Genomic DNA, 15777 nt, shown 5'->3' with positions numbered 1-15777 from the left:
GAACTCTTTGGGAAATGCTTTGGGCACGTTGACCATCCTCCCGTGAGAACCGAAATCCTCACAGCGTTGGAGTCAACCGAACCGTCAGCAGTCCCGATCTCGGTTACATCGACCTCGCCCTGACCGATGACACGGGCATCGTCCACAACACCCTCGATCGGCCGGTCACCGTCACCGTCGAAGGAGCCGGGGTGCTGCAGGCACTCGGCAGCGGCAACCCGACGACGGCCGAGTCGTTCACGGCCGACCGGCACCACACCTTTGATGGGCGGGCGATCGCGATCATCCGCCCCACGGAAGCGGGGCGCGTCACAGTCACAGCCGAAGCCGAAGGCTGCCCACCCGTGCAAGTGACGCTCACCGTGACCTGATCGGTCAAACCACGACCTATCCAGAAACCCGACACAATGAACACCGACGATGGAGTCTCCATGAGCACCCCCGACCAGCAACCCACGATCCCGCCAGCAAGCGTCTTCCCGCTCGCGGAGGCAGGTACGAACGAGCTTCCCGACTTCGATACCGCGAGCATCGATGCCCGCGCGGCAGCCCTTGACGACCTGCCCAAGGTGAGCAAGGGATGGATCCTGTTCAACACGCTCGCAGTGTTCGGCGCCTACATCGCGCTGGTCACTCCGATCGCCATTGCGTTGGCCATCCAAGTCAACCGCATTGCACCGGGGAATGAAGCCTCCTTGGGCATCATCCTGGGCATCGGATCTCTCGCGGCCGTGGTGACGGGCCCGCTCACCGGTCAGCTCAGCGACCGTACCCGCACTCGTATCGGACGCCGCGCACCTTGGGTGCTCGCCGGCCTCGCCGTGGGTTTGATCGGATTGACGATCATGGCCGCGGGCCCGACGCTTATCGTTCTGGGCGCTGGCTGGGCGACCGCGCAGATCGGTCTGCAGACGGTTCTCAACACCCTCAACGCGATCGCTGCCGATCGACTCCCGGAGTTCCAGCGAGGCAAGGTCGCCGGACTGAGTGGCGTCGCTGCGCAGATGGCGCCTGTCTTCGGCGCCATCCTTGGCGGCGGACTCGCCGCCAACCCGTACCTGCTGTTCCTCGTGCCGGGCGTCATCGCGCTGATTCTTATCCCGCTCTTCCTCCTCGTGAACCGTGAACAAGACAGTCGCTCGATGACGTTCGGGGATCGACTCTCATTCGGTTCTGTCTTTGCGAAGTACGTCTACAACCCCAAGCGCTACCCGGACTTCTCCTGGAACTGGGCTGGACGCTTCGCGTTCTACTTCGGCCTCACCCTCAGCACCACTTTCACCGCATTCTTCTTCGCGCAGCGTCTGGCGATGCCTGTTGAGGAGATCGGTGGAGTTGTAGCAACAGTCGGTCTCCTTGGTCTCATCGGCACCATGGGTGGCGCCCTCAGCAGCGGCTTCCTCTCGGACAAGTTGCACAGGCGCAAGCCGTTCGTACTCGCCGGTGCCGGGCTGTTCGCGCTTGGCTCGGTGATCGTCTTCTTCGCACCGGCACTGCCGCTGCTCATCGTCGGCATGTTCATCTGCAACCTCGGCATCGGAGTCTTCTCCGCCGTCGATCAGGCGCTCGTGCTCGATGTTCTCCCGGAACGAAAGACTGATGCCGGTCGGTTCCTCGCCATCACCCAGTTCGCAACCACCATCCCGCAGGGCCTTGCACCGTTCGTTGCCTCGGCAGTGATCCTCATCGGATCGACCTCCGCGGGCGAGAACAACTACGCCATCCTCTACATTGCGTCGGCGGTGCTCACCATCATCGGAGGGTTCCTGGTGCTCCGCGTCAAATCGGTCGACTGATCGAAGTGACCCCGCGGATGCACCCTCTCCGCTGATGCACGATCGGTGCCGGGCGGCGATTCCCCGCCCGGCACCGCCCGCTACAAACGAGAAACGACCAGATGCCGAACCACATCAACCGCAAGAATGTCGTACGTCGCCACAACATCACGATCACCAGCCCTCATCCGGAGCACGTCCTCACAGTCGGCAACGGAGACTTCGCCTACACAGCCGATATCACCGGCATGCAGACTTTTACGGAGTTTCACGACCAGACGATCGCGATTAGCGAGGGACGCACCGCGATCAACACCGCGACGATGACCTCATGGGGCTGGCATGAGATGCCCAACCCCGAGGGCTTTGTCCTCGAGGATGCGATGTCCGAGCATCAGACCCGCCGCGGCCTGGTCCGATACCCGGATCGCCACGATATGGAAGGTGCCATGCGCGGCCAGGTCAGCGAGGAGAATCGTCCAGGCGCCTGGCTCAACGCCAACCCTCAGCGCCTGGACCTCGGCCGCATCGGGCTTGTGTTCGATGGTGATGCGCAGCCTGACATGCTCGACGAAACCCGACAGACCCTCGATCTGTGGTCCGGGTCGATCAACTCGGCGTTCACCTACGACGGCGAACTCGTAACTGTGCGCACGGTCGCCGCTCCCGACGACGCGATCGTCGCATTCCGGATCCAGTCGGACCTCTTGACCGCTGGCCGGCTGAAAGCGACGTTGCGCTTTCCCTACGCGCATCCCGGGTTCTTCCAGACCTCCGACTGGAGCGCGCCGGGGCGTCACACCTCGACTCTCGAAGTGACTGACGGCGGCGCTACGGTCACCCGAGCACTGGATTCGACTCGATATCGCGTCGATCTTGGCTTCAGCGGCGGCAGCATTCGCCAGACCGGTGCGCACGAATTCGACGTCCGGGCCGACAGTGAGATTCTCGAACTGGTCGTCAGATACTCGGATCGTGAGCCGGTCGCCATTCCGAGCTTTGATGCCGTCACTGCAGCGGCATCAGCAGAGTGGGAGCACTTCTGGAACTCCGGCGCCGCGATCGACTTCGAGGGAACATCTGACCCCCGTGCGGCAGAGCTGGAACGCCGCATCGTTCTCTCTCAGTACCTCACAGCGGTGAACTCGTCAGGCGCGATGCCGCCGTCGGAGACGGGCCTCATCACGAACTCATGGTCCGGCAAAGCGCATCTCGAGATGCATTTCTGGCACTCCGCGCACTTCGCAACCTGGGGGAGGCCTGAGCTGCTGGAGCGCAGCCTCGGCTGGTACCGAGCGATCTCGGGGAGAGCGCGAGCGACGGCCGAACGACAGGGATACCCCGGGATCCGCTGGCCGAAACAGGTCGGACCGGATGGACGCGAAAGCCCCGACCCGATCGGCTCCTTCCTTATCTGGCAACAACCGCATCTGCTGTACCTGCTGGAACTCGTCTGGCGGGCATCTTCTCCAGACAAACGCATCAGTCTTGTCAGCGAGTTCGCCGATCTTGTCGACGGCACCGCCGAGTTCATGGCCGCATTCGCGGAGAGACGCGATGACCGGTTCCACCTGTCGCCACCGCTGATGCCGGCGCAGGAGTTCTATGACGTGACGAGCACGGAAGACCCGACCTACGAGCTCGCCTCGTGGTGGTGGGGGCTGGAGATTGCCCAGCAATGGCGCGAACGGGCTGGTGCCCCCCGAGACGCGAAGTGGTCCGAGGTACAGGACGGCCTTGCTCTTCCGAACGTCCAGGACGGGCGCTACACCGCCATCGCCACAGAACCGTTCCTTCGGCGCGACGACCATCCCTCCTTGCTCGCAGCGTTCGGCGTCGTGCCGGGAACGCCGATCATCGACCCGGACATCATGAGGTCAACTCTGGAGGACGTGCTCGAAACCTGGGAATGGGCCACCGCATGGGGCTGGGACTTCCCGGTTCTGGCCATGACGGCATCCCGGCTGGACCGACCAGACCTCGCCGTCGACGCACTCCTCCGCGACGAGGCGAAGAACCAGTTCACCCTGGTCGGCCACAACAGCCAGATGGGCTCCATCCTCCCTCTCTACCTCCCCGGCAACGGTTCGCTCCTCGCCGCCGTCTCTCTGCTCGCCACCAACGGCTTCCCTGATTCGTGGAACGTCGCAACAGAAGGGTTCGTCCCATGGCCATGAACGACAGCATCCGCCCAGGCCAGACATGGCTCGACACCAAAGGCGATCGGATCCAGGCGCACGGCGGTTCGATGCACTACGAGAACGGAACGTTCTACTGGTACGGAGAGAACAAGGAGAAGACCACGCCCGGCAGCGGCATCTGGCACTGGGGTGTGCGCGCATACTCGTCCACCGACTTGTACAACTGGGAGGACCTCGGGCTCATTATCCCGCCGGTGATCGAGGATCCGGCATCACCACTGCATCCCGCCCAGAAGATGGACCGACCGCACATCATCTTCAATGAGGCAACCGGCAAATACGTGTGCTGGCTCAAAGTGATGGGGGAAGGCGCACACGACACCCAGGCATCCACCGTGCTCACCGCCGACGCATTCCTCGGCCCATACGAGATCGTGAGAGCGGGCCTCGAACCCCTCGGCATGAGCGCCGGAGACTTCGATCTGGTCGTGGACCCACACACTTCGAAGGGATACTACTTCTTCGAGAAGGTGCACACCGACCTGATCTGCGCCGAACTCACGGACGACTACACCGACGTCTCGGGCGAGCACTCGTCGCACTTCCCGCACCCCGGCCCGCCCTTCACCAGAGAGGCGCCCGCCCACTTCGAACGTGCAGGGATTCACTACCTCGTCACGTCTGGGTCCACGGGCTACTTTCCGAACTTCAGCGAGATCGCCTCGGCGCCGGACTACCACGGTCCGTGGACGGTGCTGGGCGACCCGCATCCGGGAGACCCAACACGCACCTCCTTCCGCTCGCAGATCAGCTGCATCTTCCGCCACCCCACCCGCTCCGATCTGTACATCGCCATGGCCGACCGGTGGCTCCCTCAACTCGACGAGGACACGCCCAACGTCTACGACGTCGTCGCTGCCATGACTCGAGGAGAGGGGCCGCCGGCGACCGCAGGCTCCGATCGAGCCGCTATGGCTGCGGGCCTCGGTGAGAACACAGCCATCGCCGACTATGTGTGGCTACCCATTCGCTTCGACGGCCCTCACCCGGTTATCGAATGGCGTGACGACTGGCGGATCGAGGAGTATCCCTCGACTGGGCGCTGACGACCTGGCGTACGGAGCCTCGACGTGCGCGTGAGGGCAACGTCAGCTGGTGGGGTCGAGCTCCTGGTGCTCGACGATCCACTTCTGCAGGCGCGGGTAGACCCAGAAGCCGTAGATGCCGATCGTGATGACGCAGAGCAGGAACCACTTGATCCAGTGGACGAACAGGCCCGGGGCCGTTCCCGTGAAGCGCGGACGCTGACCGTTGATCCAGGTGTGCTTGGTCTTCCACCGGTAGGTCATCACGACCGCCCACGGGTAGCAGATGCCAAGCGTGATCAGGGTGGTCAAGAAGGCTCCGATGCCGATTCGAGCCAGCCGGCGGCGCCGCCGGTGAAGCCGAACTGCAGCTGCGGCAGGCGCGAGGAGCCCGAGGTGTGGACGGTCACCCTGTGGTTGGTGTCGCTCATGTGTTTCCTTTCGGCCTGCGGTGCGCAGGGGGTATGCGGCAATCCAGGTAGGTATGCCCGATGCTGAGAATCAGAAGGGGCGGGCCAGAGAAGCTCGTCATCGAGCTCCGTGCGACACCCGGCAGAGTGACTATCGGCAGCTGTTGCCCGTTCGGCTGGCAGATTTGCTTCTGTGACGTGTCATCGTTTTGCTTCGCGAGCCAAGGTCCGGGATGCTGAGATACCGGTACGGCCGTGGTGGGGGCCATGGGCGTCCGGACTCTGGGGGATGAGGCACGGGGGTGCCTCAGGCGGGATGTCGCGTACCCAGCGCCCCCTCTGCTCGGGCGAGGCATCCCGCTATCTCGGGTGGGACAGCGCGAGTGTCATACCCTCGCCGTAGGCTTCCACTCATGCGCACCACGTTCGATGCCGAAGTAGACGCGGCATACATTTCCCTCGCACCCGAGACGGCGTCGGGACGCTCTGTCCGCAATGTAGAGGTCGAGAGCACAGGCGGTTCCGTCGTGCTCGACTTCGACGCTGAAGGCGTGCTGCTCGGCGTGGAAGTGCTGGGCGCGACGAAGACCCTGGATCGGGAATTCCTCGATGCTGCTGAGCGGATCGACGAGTAGGACTCGTGGCTGGAACAGAGCCGGTCAGGCTGGTCCTGAATCGCAACGGCGAGCCGCCCTATGTTCTTCATCGTGAAGACTGCGCGACCATCCAGCACCAGGTGGATGGTCATCTGCGCGAGGAGCTGAATGGAAGCGGCTATTCGGTCCTTGAGTCCTACGACGACGGCACGGCTCTCGTGCGGACTGACGAGGTCGAGCGCACGTACTTCAGCGCCATGTACGTCACGCTCGAGGACCTGCCTCGGCTCGGTCGGTACCGGCGGTGCAGGACCTGCGTTCCGGATGCACCGGCGGGCCCACCTCCCGCAGAGGTGACGCACAAGCGCGCGGCGACCCTGGCGGCCCCCGATGTGGGCAGAGTCACGGTCGATGGCGCGATCGCGCGCATCGAGCACACGAGCACAGGCACCACCGTGACGCTGGAGTCGGGCGAGGTCATCGTTCTCGGCGAGGGCGAGACCATCGCGTTCCCGAAGTCACGGCGCAGCGCATCCAGTTCGATCTGACGCCCACCGGGAAGCCTCAGGAGGCGCCGGCGATCGTCAGGCCGCGCGAACACACAGACCACCGGTGAGGAGATCCGCGTCGATGGCCACTTCCATGGCGCCGCGTGACCGGCCGCGCGCGTCAGCTCAGGAGTTGACCGGTACGTCGACAGTCGGGTCCGGGCCTCGAAGACCGATGCAGTTCCCCCAGGGGTCGCGGACCTGGCACATCCAGAGCTCATCATCGATCTTCATCGGTCCGCGATAGAGCTCCGCTCCCAGCGACTCGAAATATGACAGCGCTTGCGCGAAATCCTCAACGTTCCAGTACACGACGCTGCCGGCGGCGCCGGTCGCCACCTTCTCGTCGGCATACACGATCTCGAGCTGGGTTTGCCCGATCTGGAAATAGGGGAAGCCGGATGGCTGACTCGTCATGGCCTTCGCCTCCGGGAATGCCTGCTGATACCACGCTCGCCCGGCGTCCACATCGGAGACGTGCACGAGCACTGCGGCCACGTAAGTCATTCGTCCTGCTTCTCGAGGGATTCGCCCGGTCTGATCACCACGTCCGGTCTATGCCAGGGTACGGGTCAGGCCGGGTCAGCGCGGCGGGCGGAGCGCAGCTCAGGCGTACCCGAACTGCTTCCGGGTCATGGCGTCAAAGGTGCGGTCGGGAAGGAGGGTTGCGAGGGCGACGGCGATGTCCGCGCCGGGACCGATGCGGTAACGGGTCTTCGGACGCGGCGTCAGGGCCGCCTTGACGATGAGCTCGGCGACGGCGTCGACGGACGACATCTGTCGGGCAAGCGCCGGACTGGAGAAGTACGCGCGCATCGCTGATGCCATCGCCGCGTACGGTCCGTTCGCCGAGGAGCGCTCCAGGTGGATCATCGCGGTGTCGTGCCAGTCGGTGGCGACGTAGCTCGGCTGGACGAGGGTGACGTCGATGCCGAACTGTCCGACCTCTCCGCGCAGGGAGTCCGAGAGCGCTTCGAGAGCGAACTTCGAGGCGTGATACCAGCCGCCCAACGGGGCGGCGAACTCGCCGGCGAGTGAGGAGACGTTCACGATTCGGCCCGATCGTGCTGCACGCATCGAGGGGAGCGCGGCCTGGATGAGTCCGACCGCTCCGAGGACGTTGACCTCAAGCTGCTGGCGTGCGTCTGCGAGTGTCGTCTCCTCGACGCTGCCGAACTCGCCGTACCCTGCGCAGTTGACGAGCACGTCAATGGATCCAGCACTGCGCAGGGCCGTGGTCACGGCGTTGTCGACGGAAGCCCCGTCGGTGAGGTCGAGCGCCAGGGGAGTGACCCCTTCCAGCTTCTCGATCGCCGCGGTGTTGCGCGCGGCGCCGAACACGGTCGCGCCGCTGGCGGCGAAGAGAGACGCGGCGCGGGCGCCGATACCGGAGGATGCTCCGGTGATGAGGACGGTCGTCATGGTTGCTCCTTTACTGTGAACGTCGTTCACAGGTAGAGACGCTACAGTGAATGTCATGCACAGTCAAGAAGATCGGGCACTCCGGCAACTCTGGGAGCTCGAGCCGGCAACAACACGGGGCCCGAAGGCGCGATGGACGCTGTCCGAAGTGACTGCGGCAGCCGTATCCCTCGCTGACGAGGCCGGCCTGGACGCGGTCTCCCTGGCCCGCGTGGCAGAGCGACTCGACATCGTTACCACAGCGATTTACCGCTACGTGGACGCCAAGGCGACACTCGTCGAGCTGATGGTGGACTCAGCCATCGGGGACCCGCCGGACATCACCGGGTCCGATTGGCGAGATCGTTGCCGCTTCTGGGTGACGTCGCTTGCGGAGAAATATGCGGAGCACGCGTGGCTCTCGGACGTTCGACCGACGCGGATGCCCACCCAGCCGCGCGCCTATGCCTGGATCGACGCGCTCGTGCGCAGCATCCGCGACGACGTGCATGCCGACCCGCTCCGCGTGGCGCTTCTGTTGGACAGCCTGATCCGCTCATATTCCACACTCGGAGCCACAGCAGGCCAGTCGGCGCCCCCGGAGTGGCTCGGTGAGGCTATTGCTGATCGCTATCCGGCCATGGCCGACGCGGCCGGGCAAGACACCTCCGACTCGCGGGCCGAGCTCGAGTTCGCCGTCGAAGCCGTCCTTCGAGGGCTCCGGTAGTAGTGCCCGCTCTCCGCCTCCGTAGAATCCTGTTCGGTCCCGCGTTCGATCCATCAAAGGAGATATCACGATGCCCCAGTACGCCGTCCTCATCTACACCGGAGATTCTGCTCACGACCTCGATGCGACCAAGGAGGACCTCGCCCAGCCCGACGGGCATGCGGAGGCGCTCGTCGCATCCGGCTCGCTCCGCGCGGCGTTCGCGTTCACCCCGCGGGACATGGCCCGTTCGATTCGCGCCGAGGGCGTGAGCGACGGTCCCTTCGTCGACGCACCCCAGGTGGTCGCCGGCGTCTACGTGATCGAGGCATCCGACTGGGATGAGGCGCTGAGGATCGCGTCGACCGATCCCGCGATCAGCGGCGATGGCGGGCTCGAGGTTCGCCTCGTGCACAGCGGCGGGATCATCGACGCCTGAACATGAATCCCCCGGCGTTGGATGCGCAGGTGGGGCTTCTGCCGCTCAGCGGATGAGCCGGTCCAGGAGCTCGAACGTGTCGTACTGCTGGTTGTAGTCGCCGAAGTGGCCGTCGTCGCGAATGATCTGGGTCCCACCGAGGCGGTCGAACATCAGTCGACCTTGTGTGGCATCGCAGCCGTAGGGGGCGGTGATCGAGTTGATGAAAGAGATGTCTCCGGCGTTCGAGCGGATCCGGTCCCAGTCGTAGGAGTCCTGCAGAACTGGCTCATCCGACTCGTTCACACGGGTCGCGTATCCCGCCACCAGGATCGCCTGGGCGACGGGAGCCTGCAGGTGTTCGAGCAGCGCCAGCAGCAGTGCTGCTCCGCCGGAATGACCCACCAGCACTGTGTCAGTGTCGAAATCGTGGGATGCGAGCACTCTCGGCAGGAACTCTGTGATCGGTTCGACGTTGATGCCCGGGTAGTGGGGGCGCTCGACACGGTACCCGCGAGCGGACAACTGCCGGTCCAGCCACGGATACCAGATCACATCGGGGTGCCCGCCGGTGCCGTGGAAGATGATCGCATTCTTGGTCACGGATCGATGCTAGCCATCATGGAGGTCAGACAAGCAGAGCCCATACCGCAAGGGCGATCGCAACGACGGATGATGCCGACCGCACCCCATTTAGCACGTTCCAGCGGCGTTCGAACGCTGCTCGTGTCACCTCTCCGGATGACGTCGAGCTGTCCAAGGCATTGTTCAGAGGGACGTTGCCGGCGGCGGTGACGACGATCGCCCCGAAGAAGTACACGATGCCGGCGGCGGCGAGCAGCCAACCGCGTGGGTCCTCAAGATCGAGCAGTCCCGCCCACACGAGCGGGATCGGCGGCAGCAAGATCGGCAGCAGGAACAGCGGATTCACCACCGTTCGATTGATCGCCCTCATCGAGGTCACGAAGGTCGGATCGTCCGTCCGCGCCAGTCCTGGCATGACACCGGTCGAGAAGGACCAGAACGTGCCACCTCCCAATGCGAGAAGAACGAGACCGATACCTGCGAGGACGTTCGTGAGCTCCACGTATGGCAATCTACGACACCGCGAGAACGCGGGTGCGGACCCGCTCTGTGTGTGGCGGGCGTGTCCCAGATCCCGTCTACGGTTGCTGAATGATCGATGTCACGTCCGTTGCTCGGAAGCACGCCACAGACATCCGCGTGTTCCGGCGCAAGTTGTTCTCCGAAGAAGCAGACTCCACGGCGTGGGTGAGCTCCGGTGATACGTCGAAGATGCCGGAGTTGCGACCGCTCGGACCGCTCAAGTCCGTGACAGACCGGCACGCGGAGTTGACGATCATCGGCGATATCGTCGACCGGCGGGAGCTGGACGAGACGGATGCCGGACCCGGACTGCTCATGACGCTGTCGGTCGCAGCGCACCATCGACAGCTCCACACCCGACTCTCGGTGAACGCGGCCGAAGCAGCGGCCTGGGTCGTCGAGATCCTCAGCGAGGCGTGGGCTGAGCATACCTATGCGGCAGGTGCGCTCAGCACTACGGGCAGCAGAAAGACCGTCCCTCGCCTGACGACGCAGTACTTCTACCTTTTCCTCACCCCCGATGGGCGCCCGCAGACACGGCCCGACACTTTCAGCGTGCCGCTGCGTCCTCTGGGGAGGTTCGATTGAACGACCGGAGATGAGCCGGAGCAAGCCCGAGCACAAACCACAGAGGCATCGTGTCGCGAATCTCCAAGCACACAGGCCTCCACCCTCCGTAGCGTCTAAGTCATGACGAACACAGCCCCCACCGGAGTACACATGACCAATGACCGCTTGAACGATGCGGTCGACCGCACTGCGAGAGGCACGTTCGAAGTCTCCCTTGAGCCCGCGGAGCACGATCAGGCTGGCATTCGTCGGATGGTCATCACCAAGACTTGGCGGGGCGCCCTTGCCGGGTGGGGGGCCGGGACGATGCTCGCCGCTGGCGATCCGGCAACCGGGAAAGCGGGCTACGTGGCAGTGGAGACCGTTGACGGCGAGCTCGACGGGCTCCGCGGAAGCTTCGCGTTCCAGCAGTTCGGAACCATGACCGCCCCGGAACAGCAGCTGCGCTACGAGATCGTGCCTGGCTCGGGAACCGCAGATCTGGAAGGAATCAGCGGGACGCTCGAGCTCGAAATCGTCGACGGGGAACACCGCTACCTGCTGACGTACGCGCTGGACTAACCCGCGACTTCCTCCGTTGCTCGGGTGAACGGGCGTCCTTCCGTGCGTCGCGGGGCTTGTCGCTGTCGTCGCCTGTTCGCCTGCGTGAGGGACCTCCGCGCACCGAAAGGCTGATTTCCTCTCATGCTCATGCGGTTTCTTCGGCCGTGTCCGATCCGGGTGGTGTCGTTCGTTGACTTGGTGAAGGTGCCCGATCTACGGGTGCCGAGACCAGGGAGCACAGGATGAAGCTGAAGACGATCACGCAGGTCACGCTCGATGGAGTGACTCAGGGCAATGGCGGTTCGACCGCTGAGGACCGTGAAGGCGGGTTCGAGAGAGGTGGGTGGGCTCGGGGTGCCGGTGATGACACAACCCGGGATCACATCGCCGCGACGTTCCAGCGAGCCGATGCGTTCCTGTTCGGCCGGCGAACCTACGACATCCTCCTCTCGTTCTGGGGAACGATGGATGACCTCAAGCGCCACCCGATCGGGATGGCTCTGAGCGCGAAGCCGAAGTACGTGGCATCTCAGACCTTGACGGCGCCGGACTGGGAGAGCACGGAAGTCCTCGGAGACGATCTCTTCGCGGCCATCACCGAGCTGAAGGCGCGCGGCGAGGGCGAGCTGCAGGTGCACGGCAGCAGTCGGCTCATTCAGTGGCTGCTGGAGAAGGGTCTGGTGGACGAGATGGAACTCATCACGATCCCCGTCGTCGTCGGCCAGGGGGAGCGGCTGTTCGCTGACTCGGGCAGCGATGTCGCGATGGAACTGATCAGCTCCCGTTCCGACTCGAAGGGCGTGATGATTCAGACCTATCGGCCCGTCGGGACTCCTTCCTACGCGACCCACTGATCACCGGAGCCAGACCAATGCTGTCCAACACTCAAGGGGATGGCCCTGCGACCGACGCCGCAGACCGCGCCATCGATGAGGTCATCGATCGATACAACGAAGCGTTCCACGTTCACGACCCCGCTCTCTTGGAGGATCTGATCGCCGACGAATGCGTCATCGAGGATACGAACCCGGCTCCCGATGGAGCCCGGCACGAAGGGCGAATCGCCTGCCTGGCGCGATGGTCCCAGCTCGCCGGGGATGCCGGCCTCAGTTTCTCGCCGGAACCGGCCGAGATCTTCGGTGATCTCGCCGTGGCACCGTGGATCGTGCGCTGGGGGCCGCGGGAGAACGACCGCGTGCGCGGCGTGAACCTCATCCGTGTTCGGGGTGGCCGGATCGTCGAGGCGCGCGGCTATATGAAGGCGTAGGTAGATGCGACATGGCCGTCATCGATGACGTTCGAGCGCTGGGTGCTGAACTGGAGCGCTCGTATCCCGCCCGCGTGAGCGGACAGTTGAAGTTCCGGGTCGGCCAGGTCGTCTACGTCGCGTTCTCGCTCGAGGAGGACGTGATGAGGTTCGCCTTCCCAAGGGAGGAGCGTGCAGCGCTGGTGGCCGGGGATCCTCGCAAGTTCCAACTGCCACCGGATCACGGGCTGCGCTACAACTGGGTGCACGCTGATCTTTCTGCACTGGAGCCGGGCGAGGCGCGCGAGCTCGTGGTCGATGCCTGGCGCATGGTCGTCCCTGCGAAGCTCTCACGCGCATACGATCTGTTGCATCCCACCGGCCCGCACTGATGACTGGCGAGCATCACGCACATGATTGAAACCGAGGAGAGGCTGGAGCAATGCAGTATTTCGTTTCCGTGATCGATGACCAGGACAGTCCCGGCAACGCGAACAGGCGCCCGGCGATCAGCGCGTTCAACGAGCGCCTGATCGAGGGCGGCTACTGGGTGTTCGCCGGCGGCCTGGCCGACCCCGAAGCAGCGACGGTCATCGACAACCGGGGCGAGGCCCCGATGATCAGCGACGGGCCGTTCTTGGAATCGAAGGAGTACCTCGCCGGAATCTGGGTGTGGGAAGCACCGGATCTGGATGTCGCGCTCGCTCTCGCCGCCGAAGCATCGCAGATCTGCGATCGGCGGATCGAGGTGCGACCGTTCGCATGAGCAATGTTCAGGCCGCGATCACGCGGGCCTACCGTCACGAATGGGCCCGGGTCGTCGCCGGCCTCGCGCGGCGCTTCGGAGACCTCGACGTCGCCGAGGACGCGGCGGCCGAGGCGTTCGAAGCAGCCGTCGCACGCTGGCCCGACGACGGCGTGCCACCCAATCCCGGCGCGTGGCTCACCACCACCGCCAACCGCAAGGCAATCGACCGACTCCGGCGCGAGAACCAACGCGAGGGCAAGCACAAGGATGCCCTGGTGATGTACGACAGCAGCCCGCGGGAATCGAACGGTGTCGTCGATGATGACCGGCTGCGTTTGATGTTCATCTGCTGCCACCCGGCATTGGCGATCGAAACTCGGGTCGCTCTGACGCTGCGCATGGTCGGCGGCCTGACAGTGCCCGAGATCGGCCGCGCGTTCCTCGTCACCGAGAGCACGATGGGCCGACGGATCACCCGCGCGAAGGCGAAGATCAAAGCGGCCGGCATCCCCTACCGGGTGCCGTCCGCGGACGATCTCCCCGGACGCGTCGCCGGTGTCCTCGCCGTCCTCTTCCTGGTCTTCAACGAGGGCTATCTCGCGACCAGCTCTGACACCGACCCCGTCCGCGCCGACTTGACGGCCGAGGCGATCCGTCTGACACGGCTGCTGCACGCCCTCATGCCGGAGGAGGGCGAAGTCTCCGGTCTGCTGGCGTTGATGCTCCTCGCCGAGGCTCGCCGCGCCACGCGAGTCTCTGCAGACGGCGAACTCGTACTGCTCGCGGAACAGGATCGTCGAGCGTGGGACACCGCCCTGATCGCCGAGGGTCACAGTCTGGTGCGAGAGCGACTGGCCGCGGCCGCAGCCGGTGAGGCCCCGGGGCGCTACCAGATCCTCGCCGCGATCGGCGCCGTGCACACCTCCGCCCGAGACTTCCACAACACCGACTGGGCACAGGTGCTCGCGCTCTACAACCAGCTCGTCACCGTCGACCCGTCACCGGTCGTCGAGCTGAACAGAGCCATCGCGGTCGCCGAACTCGACGGCCCCGAAGTGGGACTTGCGATCGTCGAACGGCTCGAGAACGAACTGAGTGACTATCACGCCTTCCACGCCACGCGCGCCGACCTCCTGCGCAGGCTCGGTCGCAACCATGATGCCCGCGGCGCCTACGAATCAGCTATCGAGCTGGCGGGCAACACCGCCGAGAAAGCCAGCCTGCGGCGTCGTCACCACCGACTGCGCTAGGGCGACACCCCGACGCGCGTGGCCGAACCGATATGTTATTGGCATGCACGCCAATAAGGAGAAGGTGGAGGCCTCGCGGGGGAACGGGGGAGCTCGCCGCAGAAGGAGCCCAGAGCGCTCTCGACAAGAGATCCTCGAGGCAGCTGCGGGTCTGATATCCGAACGCGGCCCGGACGCCGTGACGCTGGCGCAGATTGCCGACGCGGCCGGCGTGACCCGTGGTCTCGTGAGCCACTACTTCGGGACGTATCGGGAACTGGTCCGCGAGGTGGTGCGGCAGGAGGACGCCCGCCATCGCGAGCGTGTGCGTTCCACTGTCGCGGATGACGCAGGCGTGCCCTATGCCTCGCGGATGCTGGATGTGGTCTTCGATACGGTCGCAGACGAACGCTACCTGCGCCTGTGGACGTGGTCCGCGCTCAATCCCGAGCACGGCACGGTCTCCACCGGTGGTCTCGCGGGCATCGCGGACATGATGGAGCAGGGCCTGCGGCAGGCGTTGCGTGCGGAGCGCGTGCCCTCTCGCGAGCGGATCGAAGCCGTGTTGCTCCTCGGGATCTCCAGCGCCTATGGCTACGCGCTGGGTGGCCGTTCCTGGCAATCAGCCCTGGGCCATGATCCGGACGATCCGCAACAGGAGGTGTCGTTCCGGACCGCGCTGTCGGCCGCGGTGGCGGCCTACCTCGTTGGCGGTGAGGAGCGGGAATGATGGATGCCGTTCTCGAGTCGATGCCGCCCCAGGTTCTCATCGGCCTGGTGACGCTCACGATCGTGGTGCTCGCGCGGCTGCGCCCGCGGGCCGTTCGAGTCAGGCGTCTGGTGATCGGCCCTGCGATCGTGATGCTGGTGGGAGGGTTCTTCCTGCTCCCGTCGTTGATGGCGCCCGTCCAAGGCGACCCTCTCGCCACAGTCAGCGTCGCCGTCGTCGATGTCGTTCTCACCGCCGTCCTCGCGATCGCGCGGGGAGCCACTGTCGAAGTGCGCGAGGGCGGCGACGGGGGAGCGCAGTACCGCTACACCGGGCTGACGGTGTTGCTCTGGGCCGTGTCGGTAGTGCTCCGGTTCGCACTCGCGTACCTCGGGGGAGAGCTCGGGGCGTCGCCGGCTGTCACCGAAGACAGTGTGCTCCTCACGCTGGGGATCGCTCTGCTCGTTCAGAACCTCGTTGTCGTGCGCCGCGCGTCACGCATGTCGTTTGTGGCGCCGGTTGGCGCCTAGAATCCTGGGTACTGC

22 protein-coding genes and 1 pseudogene are annotated in these 15777 nt (G+C 64.9%); 17 read left to right on the top strand and 6 right to left on the bottom strand.

Annotation, left to right across the window (positions count from 1 at the left end):
* Positions 1–104 precede the first annotated feature (104 nt).
* From M2317_RS12875 to M2317_RS12860, 4 genes and pseudogenes are all read left to right on the top strand, one after another.
* A pseudogene (locus M2317_RS12875) lies at positions 105–371 on the top strand (glycoside hydrolase family 2 TIM barrel-domain containing protein); the annotation flags it as partial.
* 60 nt (positions 372–431) lie between these two features.
* A complete protein-coding gene (locus M2317_RS12870; RefSeq protein ID WP_429460726.1) occupies positions 432–1796 on the top strand; it encodes an MFS transporter in 1365 nt (454 codons plus the stop codon).
* 101 nt (positions 1797–1897) lie between these two features.
* On the top strand, positions 1898–3952 hold the full coding sequence (locus M2317_RS12865; RefSeq protein ID WP_429460724.1) for a hypothetical protein: 2055 nt from the start codon (positions 1898–1900) through the stop codon (positions 3950–3952).
* Positions 3913–5022 carry a family 43 glycosylhydrolase gene (locus M2317_RS12860; RefSeq protein ID WP_429460723.1) on the top strand — a complete coding sequence of 370 codons (1110 nt, stop codon included), beginning with the start codon at positions 3913–3915 and terminating at the stop codon, positions 5020–5022. The genes M2317_RS12865 and M2317_RS12860 overlap by 40 nt, the downstream gene beginning before the upstream one ends.
* 42 nt (positions 5023–5064) lie before the next feature.
* Here the strand turns inward: M2317_RS12860 and M2317_RS12855 are convergent, their stop codons facing one another.
* Both M2317_RS12855 and M2317_RS12850 read right to left on the bottom strand, forming a co-directional pair.
* Positions 5065–5313 (bottom strand): DUF898 family protein, encoded by a 249-nt coding sequence (locus tag M2317_RS12855; RefSeq protein WP_429460722.1) that lies wholly within the window; start codon positions 5311–5313, stop codon positions 5065–5067.
* Positions 5310–5432: a hypothetical protein gene (locus tag M2317_RS12850; protein ID WP_429460720.1), complete on the bottom strand. Its 123-nt coding sequence runs from the start codon at positions 5430–5432 to the stop codon at positions 5310–5312. Before M2317_RS12850 ends, M2317_RS12855 begins: the two co-directional genes overlap by 4 nt.
* Positions 5433–5824: 392 nt before the next feature.
* Here M2317_RS12850 and M2317_RS12845 point away from each other — a divergent pair, with 392 nt between their 5' ends.
* Together M2317_RS12845 and M2317_RS12840 are read left to right on the top strand one after the other, a co-directional pair.
* Complete coding sequence (locus M2317_RS12845; RefSeq protein ID WP_429460718.1) at positions 5825–6046, top strand: DUF2283 domain-containing protein; 222 nt, start codon at positions 5825–5827, stop codon at positions 6044–6046.
* A gap of 101 nt (positions 6047–6147) precedes the next feature.
* Positions 6148–6555, top strand: coding sequence for a hypothetical protein (locus M2317_RS12840; protein WP_429460716.1), 408 nt, complete (start codon positions 6148–6150; stop codon positions 6553–6555).
* Positions 6556–6681: 126 nt separating this feature from the next.
* On the opposite strand, the gene M2317_RS12835 is transcribed toward M2317_RS12840, so the two are convergent.
* Both M2317_RS12835 and M2317_RS12830 read right to left on the bottom strand, forming a co-directional pair.
* Positions 6682–7062, bottom strand: coding sequence for a VOC family protein (locus M2317_RS12835; protein ID WP_429460714.1), 381 nt, complete (start codon positions 7060–7062; stop codon positions 6682–6684).
* Positions 7063–7161: 99 nt separating this feature from the next.
* Entirely contained in the window at positions 7162–7977 is an 816-nt protein-coding gene (locus tag M2317_RS12830; RefSeq protein WP_429460713.1) for an oxidoreductase, read from the bottom strand.
* Between the two features lie 55 nt (positions 7978–8032).
* On the opposite strand from M2317_RS12830, the gene M2317_RS12825 reads away from it, so the two are divergent.
* Complete coding sequence (locus tag M2317_RS12825) at positions 8033–8683, top strand: TetR/AcrR family transcriptional regulator (RefSeq protein WP_429460711.1); 651 nt, start codon at positions 8033–8035, stop codon at positions 8681–8683.
* Positions 8684–8753: 70 nt separating this feature from the next.
* Positions 8754–9101, top strand: a complete 348-nt coding sequence (locus tag M2317_RS12820) for a YciI family protein (protein WP_429460709.1) — start codon at positions 8754–8756, stop codon at positions 9099–9101.
* A gap of 45 nt (positions 9102–9146) precedes the next feature.
* Here the strand turns inward: M2317_RS12820 and M2317_RS12815 are convergent, their stop codons facing one another.
* Both M2317_RS12815 and M2317_RS12810 read right to left on the bottom strand, forming a co-directional pair.
* On the bottom strand, positions 9147–9683 hold the full coding sequence (locus tag M2317_RS12815; protein WP_429460707.1) for an alpha/beta fold hydrolase: 537 nt from the start codon (positions 9681–9683) through the stop codon (positions 9147–9149).
* A 25-nt stretch (positions 9684–9708) separates the two neighbouring features.
* Positions 9709–10167: a DUF1772 domain-containing protein gene (locus M2317_RS12810; RefSeq protein WP_429460705.1), complete on the bottom strand. Its 459-nt coding sequence runs from the start codon at positions 10165–10167 to the stop codon at positions 9709–9711.
* Positions 10168–10256: 89 nt separating this feature from the next.
* Between M2317_RS12810 and M2317_RS12805 the strand changes: the two genes are divergently transcribed.
* The 9 genes from M2317_RS12805 (at position 10257) to M2317_RS12765 (ending at position 15762) form a co-directional block, all read left to right on the top strand.
* Positions 10257–10775 carry a hypothetical protein gene (locus tag M2317_RS12805; RefSeq protein WP_429460703.1) on the top strand — a complete coding sequence of 173 codons (519 nt, stop codon included), beginning with the start codon at positions 10257–10259 and terminating at the stop codon, positions 10773–10775.
* Positions 10776–10877: 102 nt separating this feature from the next.
* Positions 10878–11318, top strand: coding sequence for a DUF3224 domain-containing protein (locus M2317_RS12800; protein ID WP_429460702.1), 441 nt, complete (start codon positions 10878–10880; stop codon positions 11316–11318).
* Positions 11319–11542: 224 nt separating this feature from the next.
* Entirely contained in the window at positions 11543–12154 is a 612-nt protein-coding gene (locus M2317_RS12795; protein WP_429460700.1) for a dihydrofolate reductase family protein, read from the top strand.
* 17 nt (positions 12155–12171) lie between these two features.
* A complete protein-coding gene (locus M2317_RS12790) occupies positions 12172–12567 on the top strand; it encodes a nuclear transport factor 2 family protein (protein WP_429460698.1) in 396 nt (131 codons plus the stop codon).
* An 11-nt stretch (positions 12568–12578) separates the two neighbouring features.
* Entirely contained in the window at positions 12579–12938 is a 360-nt protein-coding gene (locus tag M2317_RS12785; RefSeq protein ID WP_429460696.1) for an MmcQ/YjbR family DNA-binding protein, read from the top strand.
* Positions 12939–12988: 50 nt separating this feature from the next.
* Complete coding sequence (locus M2317_RS12780; protein WP_429460695.1) at positions 12989–13312, top strand: YciI family protein; 324 nt, start codon at positions 12989–12991, stop codon at positions 13310–13312.
* Entirely contained in the window at positions 13309–14544 is a 1236-nt protein-coding gene (locus M2317_RS12775) for an RNA polymerase sigma factor (RefSeq protein ID WP_429460693.1), read from the top strand. The genes M2317_RS12780 and M2317_RS12775 overlap by 4 nt, the downstream gene beginning before the upstream one ends.
* On the top strand, positions 14450–15253 hold the full coding sequence (locus tag M2317_RS12770) for a TetR/AcrR family transcriptional regulator (RefSeq protein ID WP_429460691.1): 804 nt from the start codon (positions 14450–14452) through the stop codon (positions 15251–15253). Before M2317_RS12775 ends, M2317_RS12770 begins: the two co-directional genes overlap by 95 nt.
* Positions 15250–15762: a hypothetical protein gene (locus tag M2317_RS12765; RefSeq protein ID WP_429460690.1), complete on the top strand. Its 513-nt coding sequence runs from the start codon at positions 15250–15252 to the stop codon at positions 15760–15762. Before M2317_RS12770 ends, M2317_RS12765 begins: the two co-directional genes overlap by 4 nt.
* The last annotated feature ends 15 nt before the right edge of the window (positions 15763–15777 follow it).

This window comes from Microbacterium sp. ZKA21 (assembly GCF_050434165.1).
In the GTDB taxonomy this organism is placed as follows: Bacteria; Actinomycetota; Actinomycetes; order Actinomycetales; family Microbacteriaceae; genus Microbacterium.
This window is presented reverse-complemented; position numbering and strand designations above follow the sequence as displayed.

Coding starts and splice junctions, on each gene's coding strand:
- M2317_RS12870 (WP_429460726.1), top strand. CDS start 432: ATGAGCACCCCCGACCAGCAACCCACGATCCCGCCAGCAAGCGTCTTC.
- M2317_RS12865 (WP_429460724.1), top strand. CDS start 1,898: ATGCCGAACCACATCAACCGCAAGAATGTCGTACGTCGCCACAACATC.
- M2317_RS12850 (WP_429460720.1), bottom strand. CDS start 5,432: ATGAGCGACACCAACCACAGGGTGACCGTCCACACCTCGGGCTCCTCG.
- M2317_RS12845 (WP_429460718.1), top strand. CDS start 5,825: ATGCGCACCACGTTCGATGCCGAAGTAGACGCGGCATACATTTCCCTC.
- M2317_RS12835 (WP_429460714.1), bottom strand. CDS start 7,062: ATGACTTACGTGGCCGCAGTGCTCGTGCACGTCTCCGATGTGGACGCC.
- M2317_RS12830 (WP_429460713.1), bottom strand. CDS start 7,977: ATGACGACCGTCCTCATCACCGGAGCATCCTCCGGTATCGGCGCCCGC.
- M2317_RS12825 (WP_429460711.1), top strand. CDS start 8,033: ATGCACAGTCAAGAAGATCGGGCACTCCGGCAACTCTGGGAGCTCGAG.
- M2317_RS12820 (WP_429460709.1), top strand. CDS start 8,754: ATGCCCCAGTACGCCGTCCTCATCTACACCGGAGATTCTGCTCACGAC.
- M2317_RS12805 (WP_429460703.1), top strand. CDS start 10,257: ATGATCGATGTCACGTCCGTTGCTCGGAAGCACGCCACAGACATCCGC.
- M2317_RS12800 (WP_429460702.1), top strand. CDS start 10,878: ATGACGAACACAGCCCCCACCGGAGTACACATGACCAATGACCGCTTG.
- M2317_RS12795 (WP_429460700.1), top strand. CDS start 11,543: ATGAAGCTGAAGACGATCACGCAGGTCACGCTCGATGGAGTGACTCAG.
- M2317_RS12790 (WP_429460698.1), top strand. CDS start 12,172: ATGCTGTCCAACACTCAAGGGGATGGCCCTGCGACCGACGCCGCAGAC.
- M2317_RS12785 (WP_429460696.1), top strand. CDS start 12,579: ATGGCCGTCATCGATGACGTTCGAGCGCTGGGTGCTGAACTGGAGCGC.
- M2317_RS12780 (WP_429460695.1), top strand. CDS start 12,989: ATGCAGTATTTCGTTTCCGTGATCGATGACCAGGACAGTCCCGGCAAC.
- M2317_RS12775 (WP_429460693.1), top strand. CDS start 13,309: ATGAGCAATGTTCAGGCCGCGATCACGCGGGCCTACCGTCACGAATGG.
- M2317_RS12770 (WP_429460691.1), top strand. CDS start 14,450: ATGATGCCCGCGGCGCCTACGAATCAGCTATCGAGCTGGCGGGCAACA.
- M2317_RS12765 (WP_429460690.1), top strand. CDS start 15,250: ATGATGGATGCCGTTCTCGAGTCGATGCCGCCCCAGGTTCTCATCGGC.